The following is a 17,743-nucleotide window of genomic DNA, read 5'->3' as shown; positions in this document are numbered from 1 at the left end:
CTATCATTATATGGTGCTTAGGCAATATAGAGAAGATAAGAATTTGGGGTAATGATTATGACGAAGCATATTGTATTGGTTGACGCAGCGGGTATGTCGATTTCAATGTTGGCTAACAAGATGAACGATGCAGCTGAAAAGGATGGCTTGGATGTCTCAACAGTTGGTGTTGCTGACATGGCTGCTCGTGACCAAATTGCCAAGGATCAACCAATCGTGATTATGATTGCACCACAAGTGAAGTACATGCACGCTCGTTATGAGGAAGAGTACGGGGCTGATTACCCAGTGGTAGATATCAATATGATGGATTACGGCATGATGAAGGGTGAAGCTATTCTACAGGCAGCCCTTGCTTCAGAACGTAACTAAGACAATAATGTGACCATTTTATGAACGTCCGCATTTAGTGGGCGTTTTTCTGTATACTTAGCTTATGCAAAAATGCATAAGGAGTATAGGTATATGGGTAAGAAATTAAAGGTAGCTGGAATTGTTATCTTGGCACTGATGGGCATCAGTGCGTTTAGCGGTGGTTCAGATAGTGAATCAGCTGATACGACATCATCTTCATCGGTAACGTCGCATAAAGTTGTAAAGAAGTCATCTTCAAGCTCTTCGTCAAAGAAGTCTTCATCTTCGGCAGCGTCGACTGAGAAGTCGTCTTCAGTTGCGAGTTCAACGAGTAAATCTGAAGCAAGTGATGCTACCAAGGGATTGGCAAAGGCTGATGATCATGGTTTAACAGGTGCGGTGCAACAACCATTAGCGTATGCAACATCACGCCAAATGGTGATGCAACCACTCGATCATTTGCGTCGTGCAGTTGATAGCCACATTCAATTGTCAAACGATGAAGAGCCAACAGCTAAGCGTGCGCCAAGATTGTCATATAATCCTGCCGGTTGGCACAATTACAAGATGTATTATGGGGATGGTGCAAAGAGTGCTTGGTTAATGGCTCGTGGTCACTTGGTTGGTTACCAATTTTCAGGGCTGAACGATGAGCCCCGTAACTTGGTACCAGAGACAGCCTGGATGAATTCAGGCAACTATTCTGGTATGGATCAAGGTAACTCAGATAGTATGTTGTACTATGAGAATCAACTGGACAACTGGTTGGCCTTGCACCCAAATTACCGTTTGGATTATCAAGTAACACCGTTGTATTCAGGTGACGAATTGTTGCCACGTGAGGTGCGTTTAGCATATGTGGGTTATGACCAAAACGGTCAAACGATTGAAATTCGTTTCGGCTCACAACACGAGACAAGTGGTAATGGTGGTGCAACTGTCGTGTATCTTGCCAATGTCAGTCCAAACGCAACGATTGATTATGCGACAGGAATGGCAACCGGTACAGTCGAAAAGGCTGCAGCTGCACCAGTCGTCGAATCAACTCAACCTGAAGCACAACCTGCGCAACAGCAAGAAGCAGGGCAGGGCGACCGTATGGTTTATGTGACGGGAGGCGGTACGAGTAAGGTTTACTGGTACGGTACTGGGAGCATGCCATCAAATACGAACCTGAATAATGTGGTGCAAATGACCGAAAACGAAGCAATTCAAGTTGGTAAGCGCCACAGTTTGACAGAATAATAAATAAACGTTCATTCATTTATAAATGGCGTTAAATCAAGACTAATCCTGACTAAACCCCGCCTAGTGCGGGGTTTTATGGTATGATAAGGGCATTGAAATTTTTGGATGTGAGGGCAGTTGAAATGGAAGTTATGACATTACATCACCCATTTGATAATGAGAAAATCGCTGATGAGCCAGTTGTATTGGCAATGGGATTTTTTGATGGCGTTCATGCTGGTCACCGTGCGGTTATCGAGCGCGCACAAGTTGAAGCACAACGTCGTGGGGTGAAGTTGGCGGTGCTGACTTATGATCAACATGCGTCAATCGTGTTTAAGACACATGATGCCCCACTCACTTATTTAACAACGTTGCCGCGCAAGCTTGAGTTGTTAGCGTCACTTGGTGTGGATATCGCGTACGTTGTGAACTTTACATCGGCGTTAGCTAAGGTAGCCCCACAAGATTTTGTTGATCAATACATGGTTGGGTTGCATGCCCAAGAAGTGGTAGCTGGTTTTGACCACACTTATGGTGCTCGTGACGCAGCAGCTGATATGGCTCACTTGCCAGCGTATGCGCAAGGACGTTTTGATGTGATCGAGGTAGCCCGCGTTGATGTGGATGGCGAAGAAGGTGCTTCAACCCGCGCGCGTCAATTAGTTGATACTGGGCGTGTGGACGAATTGAACGTTCTTCTGACACAACCATACGAAACGACGGGTGTTGTCGTTCACGGGGAAGCGCGTGGACGCGAAATGGGCTATCCAACAGCCAATATCGAGACAACGCCCGGTGAGCGCCTGCCAGGCGTGGGGGTTTACACGGTTGAACTACAAGTTGGCAATCAATGGTATGGTGGCATGGCTTCAATTGGCTATAATGTCACGTTTGGTGAAAACCGTCCTAAGACCGTTGAAATTAACTTGTTTGATTTTGCAACTGAAATCTATGGTGAACATGTTAAAGTTCGCTGGCACCACTATATTCGTGGCGAGATGAAGTTTGATGGCATGGCTGGTCTAATTGCTAAGCTAGCAGATGATGAATCTGTCTCACGTCGCTTTTTAGCAGAACGTTAATCGAAAAAAGAAAGGGGACAAATCATGTCTTTTGATGGTCTCTTTACGCACGCAATGGTGCGAGAGTTGAATGAAACATTGGCTGGTGGTCGCATTATGAAGATTCACCAACCTTATCCAAATGAAATTTTCTTGGTGATTCGTAATAATCGTACGAATTATCCAGTCCTTTTGAGTGCGCACCCTTCATTTGCGCGCGCCCAAATTTCACGTATTAAGTACACTAACCCACAAACGGCGCCTAACTTTGCCATGATGCTTCGCAAGCACTTGGAAGGTGCGCAATTGTTGCGCGTTGAACAAGTTGCGAACGACCGTATGATTAAGTTCACGACGTCAGGACGCAATGAATTGGGTGATGAAGAGAAGACATCTTTGATTCTTGAAATGATGGGTCGCCACTCAAACTTGTTCTTAATTGATGATCCAACGCAACGCATTTTGGATTTGATTAAGCACGTCCCAGCAGACCAAAACCGTGTCCGTACGTTGATGCCAGGTGGTACGTATGTCATGCCACCTAAGCAAGATGTGGTGAACCCATATGAGACGTTGGATGGCTTGGCAAATTTGATTTTGGATAACCCGGATGTGTCTGATTTAGCTAAGGGAATTCAACACACGTTCCAAGGATTCGCCCGTGATTCAGCGATGGAATTAGCAACTGTTTTGCAACAAGATGGCGATGCGATGAAGTTGGCACAAGATTGGTTTGCTCACTTTGATAAGCCAGCGCCACGTTTGATTTCAACTGAGAAGGGTGTTGATTTCGCACCATTCGATTGGATGACGTTAGCTGGTAACATTGTGGAATATCCAACGCTTAGTGAAATGTTGGACGGTTACTTTGCTGAGAAGTCAGAGCGTGACCGTGTGCAACAGCAAGCAGCGGTTGTGTTGCGTGTGGTTCGTAATGAGTTGAAGAAGAACAAGACGAAAATTAAGAAGCAACAAGCCGAATTGGATGCAGCCGATAACGCTGATGAATTCAAGATTAAGGGTGAGTTGTTGACGACATACATGCACCAAATTGAGCGTGGTATGACGTCAATTGAGTTGCCAAACTATTATGACGACAACAAGCCTTTGAAGATCGCGTTGTCTAACCAAATCGGTCCATCTCAAAATGCGCAAAAGTACTTTACACGCTACAACAAGTTGAAGACGTCTGTTAAGTACCTAAATGAGCAAATTGCGATGGCACAAGAAGAAGTGGATTACTTTGAGAACTTGTTGGCCCAAATCGATATTGCATCACCAAAGGATATCGAGGAAATTCGCCAAGAATTGATTCAAGAAGGTTACATGCGCGTGCAAAGCAAGAAGAAGCAAAAGCCACAAGTGAGTCAACCTGAGAAGTTCTATGCCACGGATGGCACGTTGATTGAAGTTGGTAAGAACAACTTGCAAAACGAACGCTTGTCTATGAAGACAGCGGCAAAGTCTGATATCTGGTTGCACACCAAGGATATTCCTGGTTCCCACGTGATTATTCACGACGCTGAACCTTCTGAGGAAACATTGCTTGAGGGTGCAATGTTAGCGGCCTATTTCTCAAAGGCCCGTGATTCAGCCAATGTACCGGTCGATTATTTACCGGTTCGTCGTTTGCGTAAGCCCAATGGCTCAAAGCCTGGTTTTGTTATTTTTGAAGGTCAAACAACGATGGCGGTGACACCGGACTTTGCGATGGTTCAAAAGCTACGTCAAAACAAGCCGACGCAAGCACAAAATTAAAATAGTCCATCATCAGAGGTCGGATTCGTTGTAATCCGGCCTTTTATTGTCTAGCAAACATTAAGGGTCTCTTAACCAGGAATGCAAATCTGTAATCGTTGTCCCATTTTTAGTAAAATAGGAATTAGAATACAGGAGGGTGCGTCATGATTAAAGAAATTGCTTTAGCTGATTTGGACACAATGCGTGCAGCAATCGCCGCTGGCGTGGATCGCGTTGAATTAAATAGTCGACTAGACTTAGGTGGTATTACACCAGATGATAATACGGTTGCGACTGCCGTGAAGTTGGCCCATGATGCTAACGTAGACTTGGTTGTCATGGTTCGCCCACGTGGTGGTGATTTTGATTACTCAGATGCTGAAATCAACGCAATGCGCGATTTATTAATTCATTTCCGAGCTTTGGGCGTGAAAATGGTGACATTTGGGGTTGTTGATCAAGAAAAGCGTTTAGCCCGTGACCGCATGGTAAAGCTACTCGAGGCAGCGCAACCGATGCAAGTTGTGTATCACATGGCTTTTGACGACATTAAGCCGGAATGCCAGCAACAAGCCTTACGCTGGCTGGCAAACTACGGTGTAGTGCGAGTATTAACGCACGGTGGTGATTTAGCCCAACCGATTACTGAAACGGTTAGTCATTTGAAGGATACCATTGCCCAAGCACCGGCAGGATTGACAATTTTGCCGGGTGGCGGAGTGACGTTTGAAAATGCAAGTTGGCTTGCAGACGAGCTGCATGTTTCTGAATTACATGGCTCAAAAATCGTTGCATTAGTTGCGACAACCACTTTGTAAACGTAAGTGCAGGCTTTTTGTCCCACATGTGTAATACAAAAAGCGTATAATTAGTTAGTTAAATCAGGAGGCCGGCATGAAAACTGTCTTAGAAGCATTGCGCGATACCGAAAAACAATATAAATCCATTTTAACGAGAATCACGAAAGAGCAAGGTGTGACCATTGCTGAATGGCAATTGTTAAACCATGTCTCAGAAGGATTTGATACCCAAGATAAGCTTTCTGAGGAAACTGGCTTGGATAATTCAACGTTGTCTCGTCAATTGAGCTCATTGTTGAAAAAAGAATTGGTATCAAACATTGCGGTAGGCCGTGATCGTCGTCAATTGATTTATGAATTAACGCTTAAGGGGAGCGATGTGTTGACGGCTGTCAACCAACAACACACCCATTATGAGGAAACGATTTTTAAATTATGGTCGGCTGAAGAGAAGAGCATGGCCCGTATTTTGTTAAATCGTTTGGAAAACTCATTGAGTAAGCAAATGTAGGAGGAAGAGCATGGCGAAGCATGCAGTTGTAATTTCTTTGGACGCACTTGGAAGCGCGGATTTGGCCGCACGATTGCAATTTTTGCCAAACATTGCAAGTTTAATCGCAGGTGGTACGTGGGTTAAGGAAGTTAAGGGCGTTTATCCCTCAATTACGTATCCTTCACACACGTCAATCATCACAGGAACTTATCCAAAGACCCATGGCGTGGTTAATGCGACGCTGATGCAACCAGAACGTGAATCACCCGATCGGTTCTGGTACGCAAAGCACATTAAGGTGCCAACAGTGTATGACTTGGCGCGTGAAGCTGGACTGACAACCGCTGCTTTCTTGTGGCCAGTAACGGCTGGCGCTAAGATTAATTGGAATATTGCTGAGATTTTCCCAAATCGTATTTGGACAAATCAATATACAACGTCACTACGCGCCAGTTCACCATTGTTCTTGTTGCAAATGGATCGTAAGTTTGGTCACTTGCGTAAGGGTATTCAACAACCTGAACTGGATAATTTCATCACGGCAGCTGCGGTTGATACAATCAAGACAAAGAAGCCAAACTTGACGTTGATTTACTTGGTGGACATGGATTCGCACCGTCACCGCTATGGTGTTCGCACACAACAAGCTTGGGATGCCTTGGATCGTTTGGATCAACACGTTGGTGATTTGATTCAAGCAACAAAGGATGCGGGTATTTTCGAAGATACGGACTTTATGGTGTTGGGTGACCACTACCAAATGAACGTGTCAAAGATGATTCACTTGAACATGTTGTTTGCTGATCGTGGTTGGCTTCGTGCAACGCACAACGGTCGTGTCGCTCGTAATTGGCAAGTACTTGCTAAGCACACTGACGGGGCGACGTACGTTTACTTGAAAGATGCCAGCCTTTTGCAACAAGTACAAAAGATGGTCAGTGAAGTTGAAGGTGTTAAGGCCGTTTATGATCACAGCGAGTTGGTCGAATTCGGTGCCGACCCAGAAGCTTCATTGATGGTAGAAGCTCAAAAGGGTTACTACTTCACTGATGAAACTCGTCGACCAGCCGTGGTTGAAGAAGTGACAAACGAGATGTTGGAACGTGGTGAAGTGGACCGCTACAAGGGCACTCACGGTTACCACCCAGACAACGACCCTTATTTTGAACGGACCTGATATTGAGGCCGGTCAAGAATTGACGTTGGATATTGATTTGACGTCAGAAGGACCAACGATGGCTAAGTTGCTTGGCTTACAATTTAATACGCCAACTGATGGTCATGTGATTGACGAGGCGTTTAAGGAGTAAGAATGAAGAAGCTTTTTAATAAAACCGAGTGGAGCTGGATCTTTTACGATTGGGCGAACTCAGGGTACGGTATCATTGTAGTCACAGCGGTGTTGCCAATTTGGTTGACGTCCGTTGCGGCGAATGGTGGCATTTCAGCGACCCACGCAACTGCCTATTGGGGCTATGCAAATTCTGTTGCGACACTTGCGGCAGCAGTTTTGGCACCGATTTTAGGTGCTTTGGCAGACTTTCAAGGCATGAAGGGCCGCTTGTTTTATATTTTTACGGCATTGGGGATTGTCGGCACACTCGGTTTAGCAACCGTGCCAGCTGACAATCTTTTGTTATTGTTAGCAGTCTTTGTGTTATCATTTGTTGGGTACTCATCTGCTAACGTCTTTTACGACAGTTACATCACGGACATTACGACACCGAGCCGAATGGATCGGGTTAGTTCGGCCGGGTATGGGTTTGGGTACCTAGGAGGCCTCGTGCCATTCATTATTTTCATGATTGGACGAAGTTTCCTTTCAGCGCACGGCGTTGTCATTTTTGCGTTTGTGTTGTCAGCCGTTTGGTGGTTTGCATTTACTTTGCCATTCGTTAAGAATGTGCGCCAGGTGTATGCTTTACCAGCAAATGACCATCCGGTCCGCGCGGCAGTAAGTCGTTTGGCTGAAACGATTCGTGATTTGCGCCATTATCCTGTTTTGTCAGGATTCCTATTGGCTTATTTCTTCTATATCGACGGGGTGAACACCATTTTCACGATGGCGTCTTCATTTGCGTTGGCAATTGGTATTCCAAGTAGTCAACTGATTGTTGTCTTATTGGCAGTACAGCTAATTGCCTTTCCATTTTCGATTGTGTACGGCTGGTTAGCCGATCGCTTTGGTAATCGTAATATCTTGATTATGGGGATGCTGATTTATATCGGTATTACATTATTTGCAATTTTTATTAATCACCCTAATCAATTTTGGTTGCTGGCGTTTGGTGTCGGCTCATCACAAGGCGGCATGCAAGCCTTGTCACGTTCATATTTGGGACAAATTATTCCCAAGGAACGTAGTAGTGAGTTTTTCGGGTTCTTTAATATCTTCGGAAAGTTTTCGGCGATTATTGGACCAGCCATTTTTGGAATCGTATCACAGGTGACGGGACGCGTGCAGTTTGCTGCTGGCGCACTATCAATTCTGTTTGTAATTGGCTTGATTATTTTTGTGCGTTTGCCAAAGAACATTACAACTAACAATTAATTTGAGAGGATTTTGAGATGAAGATTGCGATTGTAACGGATTCAACGGCTTATCTAAGCCGAGATGAAGTGGTTGCGCTAGACATTAAGGTAATGCCAATTCCGGTGATTATCGATGGTACGGTTTACCGCGAAGGGGTTGATTTGACCACTTCTGAATTTTATGAAAAATTGGCAACGTCAGAAACGTTCCCTTCAACGTCACAACCGGCTGTTGGGGAGTGGATTACGTTGTTTGAATCTTTGAAGGCTGATGGTTACGACGGTGCAATCGTTGTTAACTTGGCATCAACGATTTCAGGTACGGTGAACACTGTGGCTGGCTTGGCTGATGCGGTGGACGGTTTTACTGTTTACGGCTACGATTCAAAGATTACCGTACGTTTGATGGGCCACTTGGTCATGAAAGCTGCACAAATGGCTCAAGCCGGTGCTGAACCTGCTGACATCATTGCGACGATGGATGAATTGCAACAAACGATGGACGAATACTTCATTGTGGATGATTTGCAAAACTTGGTTCGTGGTGGTCGCTTGTCAAATGCGTCAGCGATTATCGGAACGATGTTGAAGGTTAAGCCTATTTTGACATTTGACAATGAATCAAATTACATTGTGCCATTCGAAAAAGTGCGCTCAATGAAGAAGGCGATGGCTCGTGCAGAAGAGTTGTTTGATCAAGCCCGTGCAGAGTCAAAGTATCCTTTGCGTGCGATGGTCATTCATGCAAACGCTGAAGAAGCGGGAGCAGCCTGGCGCGAAGACTTGCAACAACGTCACCCAGATATGCCAATTGAATTGACGTACTTTGGACCGGTTATCGGTACTCACTTGGGTGCTGGTGCCTTGGCGTTGGCTTGGATTCGCGAGCCGGATTCAATCTAAATACGGTTTTTAACGGCAGTTGTCATTAATCGACAGCTGCCTTTTCTATCTAGTTCATAACACTAGATAACATGTTTTGCCACTTGAGAACCTTGAATTATCAACTTTAAAATGAGATAATGAGGTATCATTAAATTACTTACAAAAACGGGGAATTAAGAACATGGCCCAAGTTAAAATTGTCACTGACTCAACAGCAATGTTGACGGCAGAAGAAGTTTCACAATACGATGTAAAGGTAGTTCCTTTGGGAATTATGATTGATGGCACGGTCTACCAAGATGGTGTGACATTGTCACCGGTTGAATTCATGGATAAGATGGCGGCGGCTGAAAATTTGCCACAAACGTCACAACCTTCATTGGGTGTCTTTACAGAAGTTTATGAGTCATTGGTCGGAGATGATGTGCAAATCATTTCGATTCACTTGACGAAGGGATTGTCAGGTACGGCTGACGCTGCTCGTCAAGCTGCCATGATGGTCGATGGTGACATCACGGTCCTTGATTCAGACTTTATCGATCGTGCCCTTGGTTTCCAAGTGCTGGCAGCTGCTAAGATGGCCGCTGAAGGCGCTTCAAAGGAAGAAATCTTGGCAGAAATCAAGCGCGTTCACGATAACACGCAATTGTATTTGACAGTGTCTAACCTTGATAACTTGGTTGCAGGTGGCCGTTTGTCAAAGACAGCTGGCTTCATTGCTGGTGTTTTGAACATCAAGATTGGTGCCCACATCGAGCAAGGTAACATCAATGTTGAAGTTAAGGGGCGTGGTGCTAAGTCAACGCGTGCCTACTTGAAGAGCATTGTTGAGCAAATGCAAGCTGCACCAAACGGTATCGAAGCAATTGGTATTTCTCATGCTGGTATTCCGGCTGAGGCACAAGAATTGGCGGATAAGGTTAACGAAATCTTCCCGGATATCAAGATTGTTGTGCAACAAACGTCACCAACTGTGTCAACGCACACTGGTGCTGGTGCAATTGGTTTCAGTTACCAAGTAAAGTAGCAAAAAAATGGCGTTTCGTCCCCGGGCGGAACGCTTTTTCTATGGTAAAATAGTAAGTCGGAGCTTTGTTAAGGAGGTGAGCAGCGTGCAACGCAAATTTAAAGTGATGGTCGCGACGTTTTTGTTAGTGGCAGGGTTCGGAACTTTGAGTGCCAGCGTGCCGGCTTATGCTGCTAACAAGCAAACCGTTAAATTGGTGGCGGTTGGTGATTCCTTGACAGAAGGCGTGGGTGACACCACGAAGCAACAAGGTTACACCAAGCGCACGGCGAAATTGTTGGCAGATAAGTATGATGTTAAAGTTAAGACGGCTAACTATGGTAAAGCTGGTGATCGCTCAGATCAAATATTGAAGCGTGTTAAAAAGAATAAACAGGCTGTTTCAGACATTAAATCCGCCGATGTGTTAGTCATGACGGTTGGCGGTAATGATTTGCAACAAACGCTGTTTAAAGCGATTTTTGCGAAGTCCGAGCGAGCAGTCACGGATAAGGTCACCGCTAGTATGCCGGACTACACTGAAAACTTAACGACACTCATCAATTATCTCGAAAAGAAAAATTCTGACGCACCCATATTCTTATTCGGTAATTACAATCCACTATATGTTTATCTGGCTAATCGTTCTGATTTGAATGAGGATGTCAAAATTTATAATGGCATTAATGCTAATTTAGCTTCGGCTGATGATCGTGTGTATTATGTGTCAACATTTAATACACTAACGTTTGGTCAATACCAAACACCAGCTGCCCGTAAAAAGTTAGTTGCGGAGGCGGAAAAAGCAAATCGTGGCTCACTGGATAATGAGATGGTCACGGATACATTGAATGGCAAGAGTGATAAAGAGTTGAATGATTATATTACAACGCTTGATCACTATCATCCAAATGATAAAGGATATGACAAAATGAGTGCATTGCTGGTGAAGAGAATGGCAAAGCACACTGAAGATTGGTTGGAGAAGTAGTATGGAACCACGTAAAGTGACACGCTTCGGAGTGGTAATGCCATCTCGTGAACGTGTCCAAGGAATTATCACTGGAATTGGTATCACATTGGTTGCTTTGGTGGCACTGGTGATTGTGCTGATTCTGTTACCACAAGATCGAACTGAGGTGACTGATACAAAGCCACAAATTGGCCAAGCGTCATTTACAGTTGCGGTTGATCGTAAAGAACTGAACGCCCTTGTTGAGCAGTACCTAAATAATGATCCGGCATTGAAAGACAAATTCCGTTTTGAGATGACAAAGTCTGGGATGATGGTGTATGGTACGTACAAGCTCCTGGGGCAAAACGTTGATTTTGGTATGAAGATGGTGCCTGAAGTGACTAAGAATGGCGGTATTTTGCTACACGCCAAGTCAGTTGCGGTTGGCCAGTTACCATTGCCTGTTAAGTATGTTATGGGGTATCTTGGTAACATGGTCGATTTACCAAAGTGGTTGACCATCGACACATCAGAACAAACAATTTTGATTGATCTCGGAAAAACGCCGAAAGTGCAGGGCATGCGCGTGAAAGCGGTGACGATTGATCCGGCTAAGGACAAGTTTTTATTCCGTGGAGGATATAGCAAATAATGCGACGCCCATTTTTTTCATGGTTGATGACCCAACGTAATCCGATGACCTTTGATGAAGTTCAGACGTTTGCGAATGCGGCCTTTTACGACCAACAATTTCCTAAGCAAGCAGAAGACTTTGATGAATTGTCACGCTACTTAGAAGAAAACGCGTCTTACCTACACAGCATGTCAGTGTTTGACGAAGCGTGGACGCGCTACTTAGCTTCAGAAGATTAAGGCGGTTCATGCCGTCATACATAAAGTACCGAAAGGAAGAACATTATGGCTCAAATTATCCAATGGTTCCCTGGTCACATGGCCAAAGCCTTTCGCCTAATGCGCGAAAATTTAAAGTACGTTGATATCGTGTTCGAATTGGTTGATGCCCGCATTCCAGTTTCATCACGTAACCCAGAACTAGACGAGGTTTTGGGACAAAAGCCACGTTTGTTGGTTATGACGAAGACTGACTTGGCTGACCCAGAACGCACGAAGGCTTGGAAGAAGTACTTCGAGGCTCAGGGGATGGAAGTTGTGGCCTTGGACACACGTGGTCACAAGACGCCACAAATCATGACGAAGGCTGCCCGTAAGGTGTTGGCTGACAAGTGGGCTGCCCTAGAAGAAAAGGGTGTTAAGGACAAGCCAATCCGTGCGTTGGTTGCTGGTATTCCAAACGTTGGTAAGTCAACGCTTTTGAACCACTTGGTGACGAAGAATGTTGCCATTACTGGTGACCGTCCAGGTGTCACGAAGAAGTTGCAATGGTTGAAGACACCAACAAACTTGGAGCTATTGGACACACCAGGTGTGCTTTGGCCAAAGTTTGAGGACCAACGTGTTGGTGAACACTTGGCAATGACTGGTGCCATCAAGGATCAATTGATTAACCAAGACGATATTGCCTTGGCAACGTTAAAGTTCATGCGTGAGTATAACCCAGCTGCCATTATTGCGCGTTATCACTTGCCAGAAGACGCTTGGGAGAATAACACGGACGTTGAGTTGTTGTTGCTAATCACGCAAAAGCTTGGCTTCAAGGACGACTACGACCGTGCGTCAGAACGTTTGTTGATTGATTTGCGTCGTGGTAAGTTGGGTGAATACACGGTTGAAATGCCTGAGGACAACATCGGAGTTGTACAAGATGACCAAGCCTGAAACCATCGCGACTATTAAGGCAGCGTTGCAAGGCGATGTGACGCCCGAACAGTTGGCTATTTGGCGTACAGACGAACGGACTGGTGTCCAAAAACTGTTAGCTAGTTATGACAAACGACTGGCCAAACAGGCTGAACAAGCCAAGGCTTTTTCGGAGCGTCTAACATTTGAACGTGACGCCTGGCAGAATGGTCTTGTTTTGGCGGGGGTTGATGAGGTCGGTCGTGGACCATTAGCTGGGCCGGTTGTCGCAGCAGCTGCGGTGATTGACGATTTATTTGATTTAAGTGCAGTGCATGATTCAAAGCAGTTGTCTGAAAAGGCGCGTTTGGCACTTGATCAAGATATTAAAGATAAAGTTGTGGCTTACGCGTTCGGGGTTGTTGATGCTGAACAAATTGATGATATTAACATCTATGAGGCATCACGCGTGGCGATGAAGCAAGCCATTGAAAACCTATCAGTACAAGTTGACGGGCTGTTGATTGATGCGATGACAGTTGATTTGCCGTTGCCACAAGAAAAGCTAATTAAAGGGGATGACCGCAGTATTTCGATTGGGGCGGCTTCGATTCTCGCGAAGAACTTTCGTGATGAATTGATGGCGGCCTACGCGGTCGATTACCCTGGTTACGGCTTTGAACATAATGCTGGCTATGGTACGGCTGAACACTTGGCTGGCTTGGCAGCGCACGGAGTGACCCCAATTCACCGTAAAACGTTTGCGCCGGTTAAAAATTATTTAGACTAAAAATGGAAAAATCACGTTGTTGCAACTCTTTCTTACTAGGAGGGTGCTATGAAACAACGTGATTTTTTATTATGGTTATTACTTGTCCCAGGAGTTGGGATCGTTGGTAGAACGCGGGTGTGGGAGTACATGGTGGTGCATGGCTTAAACGAGTTGTCGATCCAAGAGGTGCACCAATTGGCAGGTGTGCCACAACAACAGCGTGCTAGTAGTCGTGTTTTTTGCCAATCAGATATTGCGACACGGCAGTTCGAAAAACTTAAAACGACCCACTACGTCACAATTGCTGACGAAGAATACCCAACTTGGTTAGCTGAAATTGATTGCCCACCAGTGGTTTTGTTTTATCAAGGGAATTTTTTATTTGCGCGCTATCCGGGTGTTGCGATTGTCGGCACCCGTGAAATGTCATCGTATGGGGAACAAATTGTTAAAGGCTTTGTGCCAGCTTTTGTGGAAGCTGGCATTATTACGATATCTGGGTTAGCGACCGGTATCGATGAAGCTGTGCATCGTGAAACGCTTGCGCACCATGGGGCGACGGTTGGTGTCATCGGGACGGGCCTCGAGGTTGCGTATCCGCGTCGTCGCGACGGCTTACAAAGCCAAGTCGTTGAAGCAGGCGTTGTTGTGTCGGAGTATTTGCCCTGGGTCGGACCGGCTAAACATCAGTTTCCAGAACGCAATCGGATTATCGCTGGACTTTGTGCGGCATGCCTGGTTGTGGAAGCAAAAAATCGCTCTGGTTCACTTATCACGGCCAATCTGGCGTTAGCTGCGAATCGGGATATTTATGCAGTACCGGGCCGAATTGATACGATGCTTTCAAGCGGTACAAATGCGTTAATTGCAGGTGGTGCAATACCGGCATTAACACCCGCAGATATTATCAAAAATTCCTTCTGAATTTGTTAAACGGTGCACATACGAAACGGTTGTTATTTGTCAAAGTCTAGACTGGTAGTGTATAGTACATAATTGTTAAAGCATAATACTTACTATATATAGTAGAAAACAATAAATTTGAAAGAAAGAGGTCCACGCATATGGCAGAAACAACTGAAAAAAAGCCAGCGAAGAAGCGTGCGACGGCTTCAAAGACCAAGTCAAAGGCTAAGCCAAAGAAGAACCTAGTTATCGTTGAGTCACCATCAAAGGCCAAGACGATTGAAAAGTACTTGGGAAGTTCTTATAAGGTCGTTGCAAGTATTGGTCACATCCGCGACTTGCCAAAGTCAACGATGGGTGTCGACATTGAAAATAATTATGAGCCTAAGTACATTAACATCCGCGGTAAGGGTGATGTGATTAAGGGCTTAAAGAAAGAAGCCAAGGCAGCTAAGCACGTTTACCTCGCATCCGACCCGGATCGTGAAGGTGAAGCGATTGCTTGGCACTTGTCACACATTCTTGATTTGGACTTAGACGCCGGCGAAAACCGTGTTGTCTTCAATGAAATTACTAAGGATGCTGTTAAGGATGCCTTCAAGCAACCACGTAAGATCAATATGGATTTGGTTGATGCACAACAAGCACGTCGTGTCCTTGATCGTTTGGTGGGGTATTCTATTTCACCAATCTTGTGGAAGAAGGTTAAGAAGGGCTTGTCAGCTGGACGTGTGCAATCCGTTGCGTTGGGGCTGGTTATTGCTCGTGAAAACGAAATTCAAGCCTTCCAACCAGATGAATACTGGACGCTGGATTCAGAATTCAAGAAGGACAAGACGAAGTTTAAGGCTGTCTTTTACGGTGTCGATGGCAAGAAGACTGAATTGCCAGACAATGATGCTGTCCAAGATGTCATGAAGCGCCTTGATCAAAAGGGTGACTTTGATATCACGAAGGTTGAGGCAAAGGAACGCAAGCGTAACCCACAACCGGCCTTTACAACATCAACAATGCAACAAACGGCGAACACACAATTGAACTTCCGTACGCGTAAGACAATGATGGCTGCGCAACAATTGTACGAAGGTATCAACTTGGGTGGCAAAGAAGGTAGTGTTGGATTGATTACGTATATGCGTACTGATTCAACGCGTATTTCTGAAATCGCCAAGGCTGACGCTTCAACATTTATCCATGAAGAATACGGTGCTGAGTATGCGGCAACTAAGCCGGTACAAGGTAAGCAGCAGGAAGGTGCGCAAGACGCCCACGAAGCAATTCGTCCAACATCTGTCTTCCGCACACCAGCTTCAATCAAGGATAAGTTGACGAATGATCAATTCAAGTTGTACCAATTGATTTGGTCACGTTTTGTGGCTAGTCAAATGACGCCAGAAATCTTAGACACGATGGCTGTTACCATTGAGCAAAACGGTGTGATGTTCCGTGCGAATGGTTCAAAGACCAAGTTTGCTGGATTTACTAAGGCTTACCCAGCTGCCAAGGAGAAGGATAACAAGTTGCCTGAACTAGCAGTAGGTGATTTGGTTCAAATGGCAAAGACGTCACCAGAACAACACTTTACGCAACCACCTGCCCGTTATACCGAAGCTGCTTTGGTTAAGGCGCTGGAAGAGAATGGTGTTGGTCGTCCATCAACGTATGCTGCCACAATCGAAACGATTCAAAAGCGTGGTTACGTTCGTATTGATGCGAAGAAGTTTGTGCCAACTGAATTGGGTGAATTAGTCCAAAATACGGTGCAAGAATTCTTCCCTGATGTCACGAACATTAAGTTTACCGCCCAAGTTGAAACCGATTTGGACAACGTTGAAAACGGTAAGGAAAACTGGGTGAAGGTCATTGATGACTTCTTTAAGCCATTCTCACAAGAGCTTGAAAAGGCTGAAGTTGAGATGGAAAAGATTGTCTTGAAGGACCGTTTGGCCGGCTTTAACTGTGATGTCTGTGGCGCACCGATGCTTGAAAAGATGGGTCGCTATGGTAAGTTCTACGCTTGTTCACGCTTCCCTGATTGCCGTAACACGCAAACGATTGTTGAAGAAATCGGTCTAGGTTGCCCTAAGTGTGGTATCGGACAAATCGTTGAACGCAAGACCAAGCGTGGCCGTACGTTCTACGGTTGCTCACGTTACCCAGACTGTGACTTTGTGTCATGGGACAAGCCAACTGAAAAGACACGTGCCGACGGTACAACGCCAAAGGATGACGAAGAAGCTTCAGACAAGGCTGAGAAGCAAGAAACTGAGAAGGCATAAGGATGGCAGATACGGCGAAATTAACCGGGTTGTTTTTGGACTACTTACGTGTTGAACGCCAGTATTCAGATGACACCCAAAAAGCTTACCGATCAGATATTAATGAGTTTGAACGCTTCTTAATTGAGACCGGAGATCAGGAGACGGTCAATATTACAGCCGTTGATCAATATGATGTACGCGTTTACTTATCAGCCCTTTATGAAAAGGGTGATGTGAGTCGGACGATTGCTCGTAAGGTGAGTTCGCTGCGTGCCTTTTATCAGTTCTTGGAACGTAATGAATTTGTGGCCAGTAATCCATTTGCTGGTGTACAACTGAAGAAGGCGGGGCGCCACTTGCCACGTTATTTTTACGAAAAAGAGTTGAACAAGCTGTTTGAAGTTGTGATGGGGGACACCAGTCTCTTAGGCATACGAAACCGTTTGTTACTTGAAATTTTGTATGGTACCGGGGCGCGTGTTTCTGAGGTTGCAGGGCTGACGTTGGGGATGATTGACCAACAAGCTCGTATTATCACGATTACTGGTAAGGGAAATAAGACGCGTATTGTGCCGTATGGTCAATATGCGGCTGATGCATTGGCGATTTATTTAGCCGATGCCCGGCCGGCCTTACTGGCAAAATCAGACACACTACACGATACCTTATTCGTGAACCAACGCGGACAAGCACTGACGACGAGTGGGATTGAGTATATCCTGAAACAGCTCGCCAAAAAAGCGGGGCTGACACAGGTTGTGTCGGCGCACATGTTCCGGCATACGTTTGCCACTGATTTATTGAATAACGGGGCTGACTTGCGTACCGTCCAACAATTGCTCGGTCACAGCAGTCTGAGCACCACGCAAATCTATACTCACGTTACAACGGATGCGTTGCAGAAAAGTTATCGTGACTTTTTCCCACGTGCAACTGAGTAACTGAAAAAGAGGCTTACACAGGTAAGCCTCTTTTTTTGCATACATTTTT

17 protein-coding genes and 1 pseudogene are annotated in these 17,743 nt (G+C 45.3%); all 18 read left to right on the top strand.

What is annotated here, in order from left to right; translation table 11 throughout:
• Nucleotides 1–57: 57 nt before the first annotated feature.
• The 18 genes and pseudogenes from OIT45_RS12250 to xerC all read left to right on the top strand — a co-directional run bounded on the left by OIT45_RS12250 (nucleotide 58) and on the right by xerC (nucleotide 17,694).
• Nucleotides 58–372 carry a PTS sugar transporter subunit IIB gene (locus OIT45_RS12250; RefSeq protein ID WP_071707312.1) on the top strand — a complete coding sequence of 105 codons (315 nt, stop codon included), beginning with the start codon at nucleotides 58–60 and terminating at the stop codon, nucleotides 370–372.
• A 93-nt stretch (nucleotides 373–465) separates the two neighbouring features.
• Nucleotides 466–1,599, top strand: coding sequence for a DNA/RNA non-specific endonuclease (locus tag OIT45_RS12245; RefSeq protein ID WP_199404466.1), 1,134 nt, complete (start codon nucleotides 466–468; stop codon nucleotides 1,597–1,599).
• 125 nt (nucleotides 1,600–1,724) lie between these two features.
• Entirely contained in the window at nucleotides 1,725–2,666 is a 942-nt protein-coding gene (ribF, locus tag OIT45_RS12240; protein WP_199404467.1) for a riboflavin biosynthesis protein RibF, read from the top strand.
• 24 nt (nucleotides 2,667–2,690) lie between these two features.
• Nucleotides 2,691–4,403 carry an NFACT RNA binding domain-containing protein gene (locus OIT45_RS12235; RefSeq protein ID WP_003607909.1) on the top strand — a complete coding sequence of 571 codons (1,713 nt, stop codon included), beginning with the start codon at nucleotides 2,691–2,693 and terminating at the stop codon, nucleotides 4,401–4,403.
• A 146-nt stretch (nucleotides 4,404–4,549) separates the two neighbouring features.
• Complete coding sequence (locus OIT45_RS12230; RefSeq protein WP_264340106.1) at nucleotides 4,550–5,203, top strand: copper homeostasis protein CutC; 654 nt, start codon at nucleotides 4,550–4,552, stop codon at nucleotides 5,201–5,203.
• 76 nt (nucleotides 5,204–5,279) lie between these two features.
• Nucleotides 5,280–5,696, top strand: a complete 417-nt coding sequence (locus tag OIT45_RS12225; RefSeq protein ID WP_003607907.1) for a MarR family winged helix-turn-helix transcriptional regulator — start codon at nucleotides 5,280–5,282, stop codon at nucleotides 5,694–5,696.
• A 10-nt stretch (nucleotides 5,697–5,706) separates the two neighbouring features.
• A pseudogene (locus tag OIT45_RS12220) lies at nucleotides 5,707–6,988 on the top strand (alkaline phosphatase family protein).
• 2 nt (nucleotides 6,989–6,990) lie between these two features.
• Nucleotides 6,991–8,229 (top strand): MFS transporter, encoded by a 1,239-nt coding sequence (locus OIT45_RS12215; protein ID WP_199404468.1) that lies wholly within the window; start codon nucleotides 6,991–6,993, stop codon nucleotides 8,227–8,229.
• 17 nt (nucleotides 8,230–8,246) lie between these two features.
• Nucleotides 8,247–9,113 (top strand): DegV family protein, encoded by an 867-nt coding sequence (locus tag OIT45_RS12210; protein WP_003607903.1) that lies wholly within the window; start codon nucleotides 8,247–8,249, stop codon nucleotides 9,111–9,113.
• A gap of 163 nt (nucleotides 9,114–9,276) precedes the next feature.
• On the top strand, nucleotides 9,277–10,122 hold the full coding sequence (locus OIT45_RS12205; protein ID WP_003607902.1) for a DegV family protein: 846 nt from the start codon (nucleotides 9,277–9,279) through the stop codon (nucleotides 10,120–10,122).
• 85 nt (nucleotides 10,123–10,207) lie between these two features.
• Nucleotides 10,208–11,092: a GDSL-type esterase/lipase family protein gene (locus OIT45_RS12200; protein WP_199404469.1), complete on the top strand. Its 885-nt coding sequence runs from the start codon at nucleotides 10,208–10,210 to the stop codon at nucleotides 11,090–11,092.
• A 1-nt stretch (nucleotide 11,093) separates the two neighbouring features.
• Entirely contained in the window at nucleotides 11,094–11,708 is a 615-nt protein-coding gene (locus OIT45_RS12195; protein WP_087044437.1) for a YpmS family protein, read from the top strand.
• Nucleotides 11,708–11,929 carry a YozE family protein gene (locus OIT45_RS12190; protein ID WP_003607899.1) on the top strand — a complete coding sequence of 74 codons (222 nt, stop codon included), beginning with the start codon at nucleotides 11,708–11,710 and terminating at the stop codon, nucleotides 11,927–11,929. Before OIT45_RS12195 ends, OIT45_RS12190 begins: the two co-directional genes overlap by 1 nt.
• Nucleotides 11,930–11,974: 45 nt before the next feature.
• Nucleotides 11,975–12,853 (top strand): ribosome biogenesis GTPase YlqF, encoded by an 879-nt coding sequence (ylqF, locus tag OIT45_RS12185; RefSeq protein WP_087044439.1) that lies wholly within the window; start codon nucleotides 11,975–11,977, stop codon nucleotides 12,851–12,853.
• Complete coding sequence (locus OIT45_RS12180) at nucleotides 12,840–13,604, top strand: ribonuclease HII (protein WP_264340105.1); 765 nt, start codon at nucleotides 12,840–12,842, stop codon at nucleotides 13,602–13,604. The genes ylqF and OIT45_RS12180 overlap by 14 nt, the downstream gene beginning before the upstream one ends.
• A gap of 48 nt (nucleotides 13,605–13,652) precedes the next feature.
• Nucleotides 13,653–14,510, top strand: a complete 858-nt coding sequence (gene dprA / locus OIT45_RS12175) for a DNA-processing protein DprA (RefSeq protein WP_199404471.1) — start codon at nucleotides 13,653–13,655, stop codon at nucleotides 14,508–14,510.
• Between the two features lie 140 nt (nucleotides 14,511–14,650).
• On the top strand, nucleotides 14,651–16,771 hold the full coding sequence (gene topA, locus OIT45_RS12170; protein WP_003607894.1) for a type I DNA topoisomerase: 2,121 nt from the start codon (nucleotides 14,651–14,653) through the stop codon (nucleotides 16,769–16,771).
• Nucleotides 16,772–16,773: 2 nt separating this feature from the next.
• The gene (xerC, locus tag OIT45_RS12165; protein WP_199404472.1) at nucleotides 16,774–17,694 is read left to right on the top strand and encodes a tyrosine recombinase XerC; all 921 of its coding nucleotides are present in this window, start codon (nucleotides 16,774–16,776) and stop codon (nucleotides 17,692–17,694) included.
• Nucleotides 17,695–17,743: the final 49 nt, after the last annotated feature.

Source organism: Weissella sp. LMG 11983 (assembly GCF_025908495.1).
GTDB classification, from domain to species: Bacteria; Bacillota; Bacilli; order Lactobacillales; family Lactobacillaceae; genus Weissella; species Weissella fermenti.
This window is presented reverse-complemented; position numbering and strand designations above follow the sequence as displayed.

Coding starts and splice junctions, on each gene's coding strand:
- OIT45_RS12225 (WP_003607907.1), top strand. CDS start 5,280: ATGAAAACTGTCTTAGAAGCATTGCGCGATACCGAAAAACAATATAAA.
- ribF (WP_199404467.1), top strand. CDS start 1,725: ATGGAAGTTATGACATTACATCACCCATTTGATAATGAGAAAATCGCT.
- OIT45_RS12195 (WP_087044437.1), top strand. CDS start 11,094: ATGGAACCACGTAAAGTGACACGCTTCGGAGTGGTAATGCCATCTCGT.
- OIT45_RS12235 (WP_003607909.1), top strand. CDS start 2,691: ATGTCTTTTGATGGTCTCTTTACGCACGCAATGGTGCGAGAGTTGAAT.
- OIT45_RS12205 (WP_003607902.1), top strand. CDS start 9,277: ATGGCCCAAGTTAAAATTGTCACTGACTCAACAGCAATGTTGACGGCA.
- OIT45_RS12215 (WP_199404468.1), top strand. CDS start 6,991: ATGAAGAAGCTTTTTAATAAAACCGAGTGGAGCTGGATCTTTTACGAT.
- dprA (WP_199404471.1), top strand. CDS start 13,653: ATGAAACAACGTGATTTTTTATTATGGTTATTACTTGTCCCAGGAGTT.
- OIT45_RS12250 (WP_071707312.1), top strand. CDS start 58: ATGACGAAGCATATTGTATTGGTTGACGCAGCGGGTATGTCGATTTCA.
- OIT45_RS12245 (WP_199404466.1), top strand. CDS start 466: ATGGGTAAGAAATTAAAGGTAGCTGGAATTGTTATCTTGGCACTGATG.
- OIT45_RS12210 (WP_003607903.1), top strand. CDS start 8,247: ATGAAGATTGCGATTGTAACGGATTCAACGGCTTATCTAAGCCGAGAT.
- OIT45_RS12180 (WP_264340105.1), top strand. CDS start 12,840: ATGACCAAGCCTGAAACCATCGCGACTATTAAGGCAGCGTTGCAAGGC.
- OIT45_RS12190 (WP_003607899.1), top strand. CDS start 11,708: ATGCGACGCCCATTTTTTTCATGGTTGATGACCCAACGTAATCCGATG.
- topA (WP_003607894.1), top strand. CDS start 14,651: ATGGCAGAAACAACTGAAAAAAAGCCAGCGAAGAAGCGTGCGACGGCT.
- xerC (WP_199404472.1), top strand. CDS start 16,774: ATGGCAGATACGGCGAAATTAACCGGGTTGTTTTTGGACTACTTACGT.
- OIT45_RS12230 (WP_264340106.1), top strand. CDS start 4,550: ATGATTAAAGAAATTGCTTTAGCTGATTTGGACACAATGCGTGCAGCA.
- ylqF (WP_087044439.1), top strand. CDS start 11,975: ATGGCTCAAATTATCCAATGGTTCCCTGGTCACATGGCCAAAGCCTTT.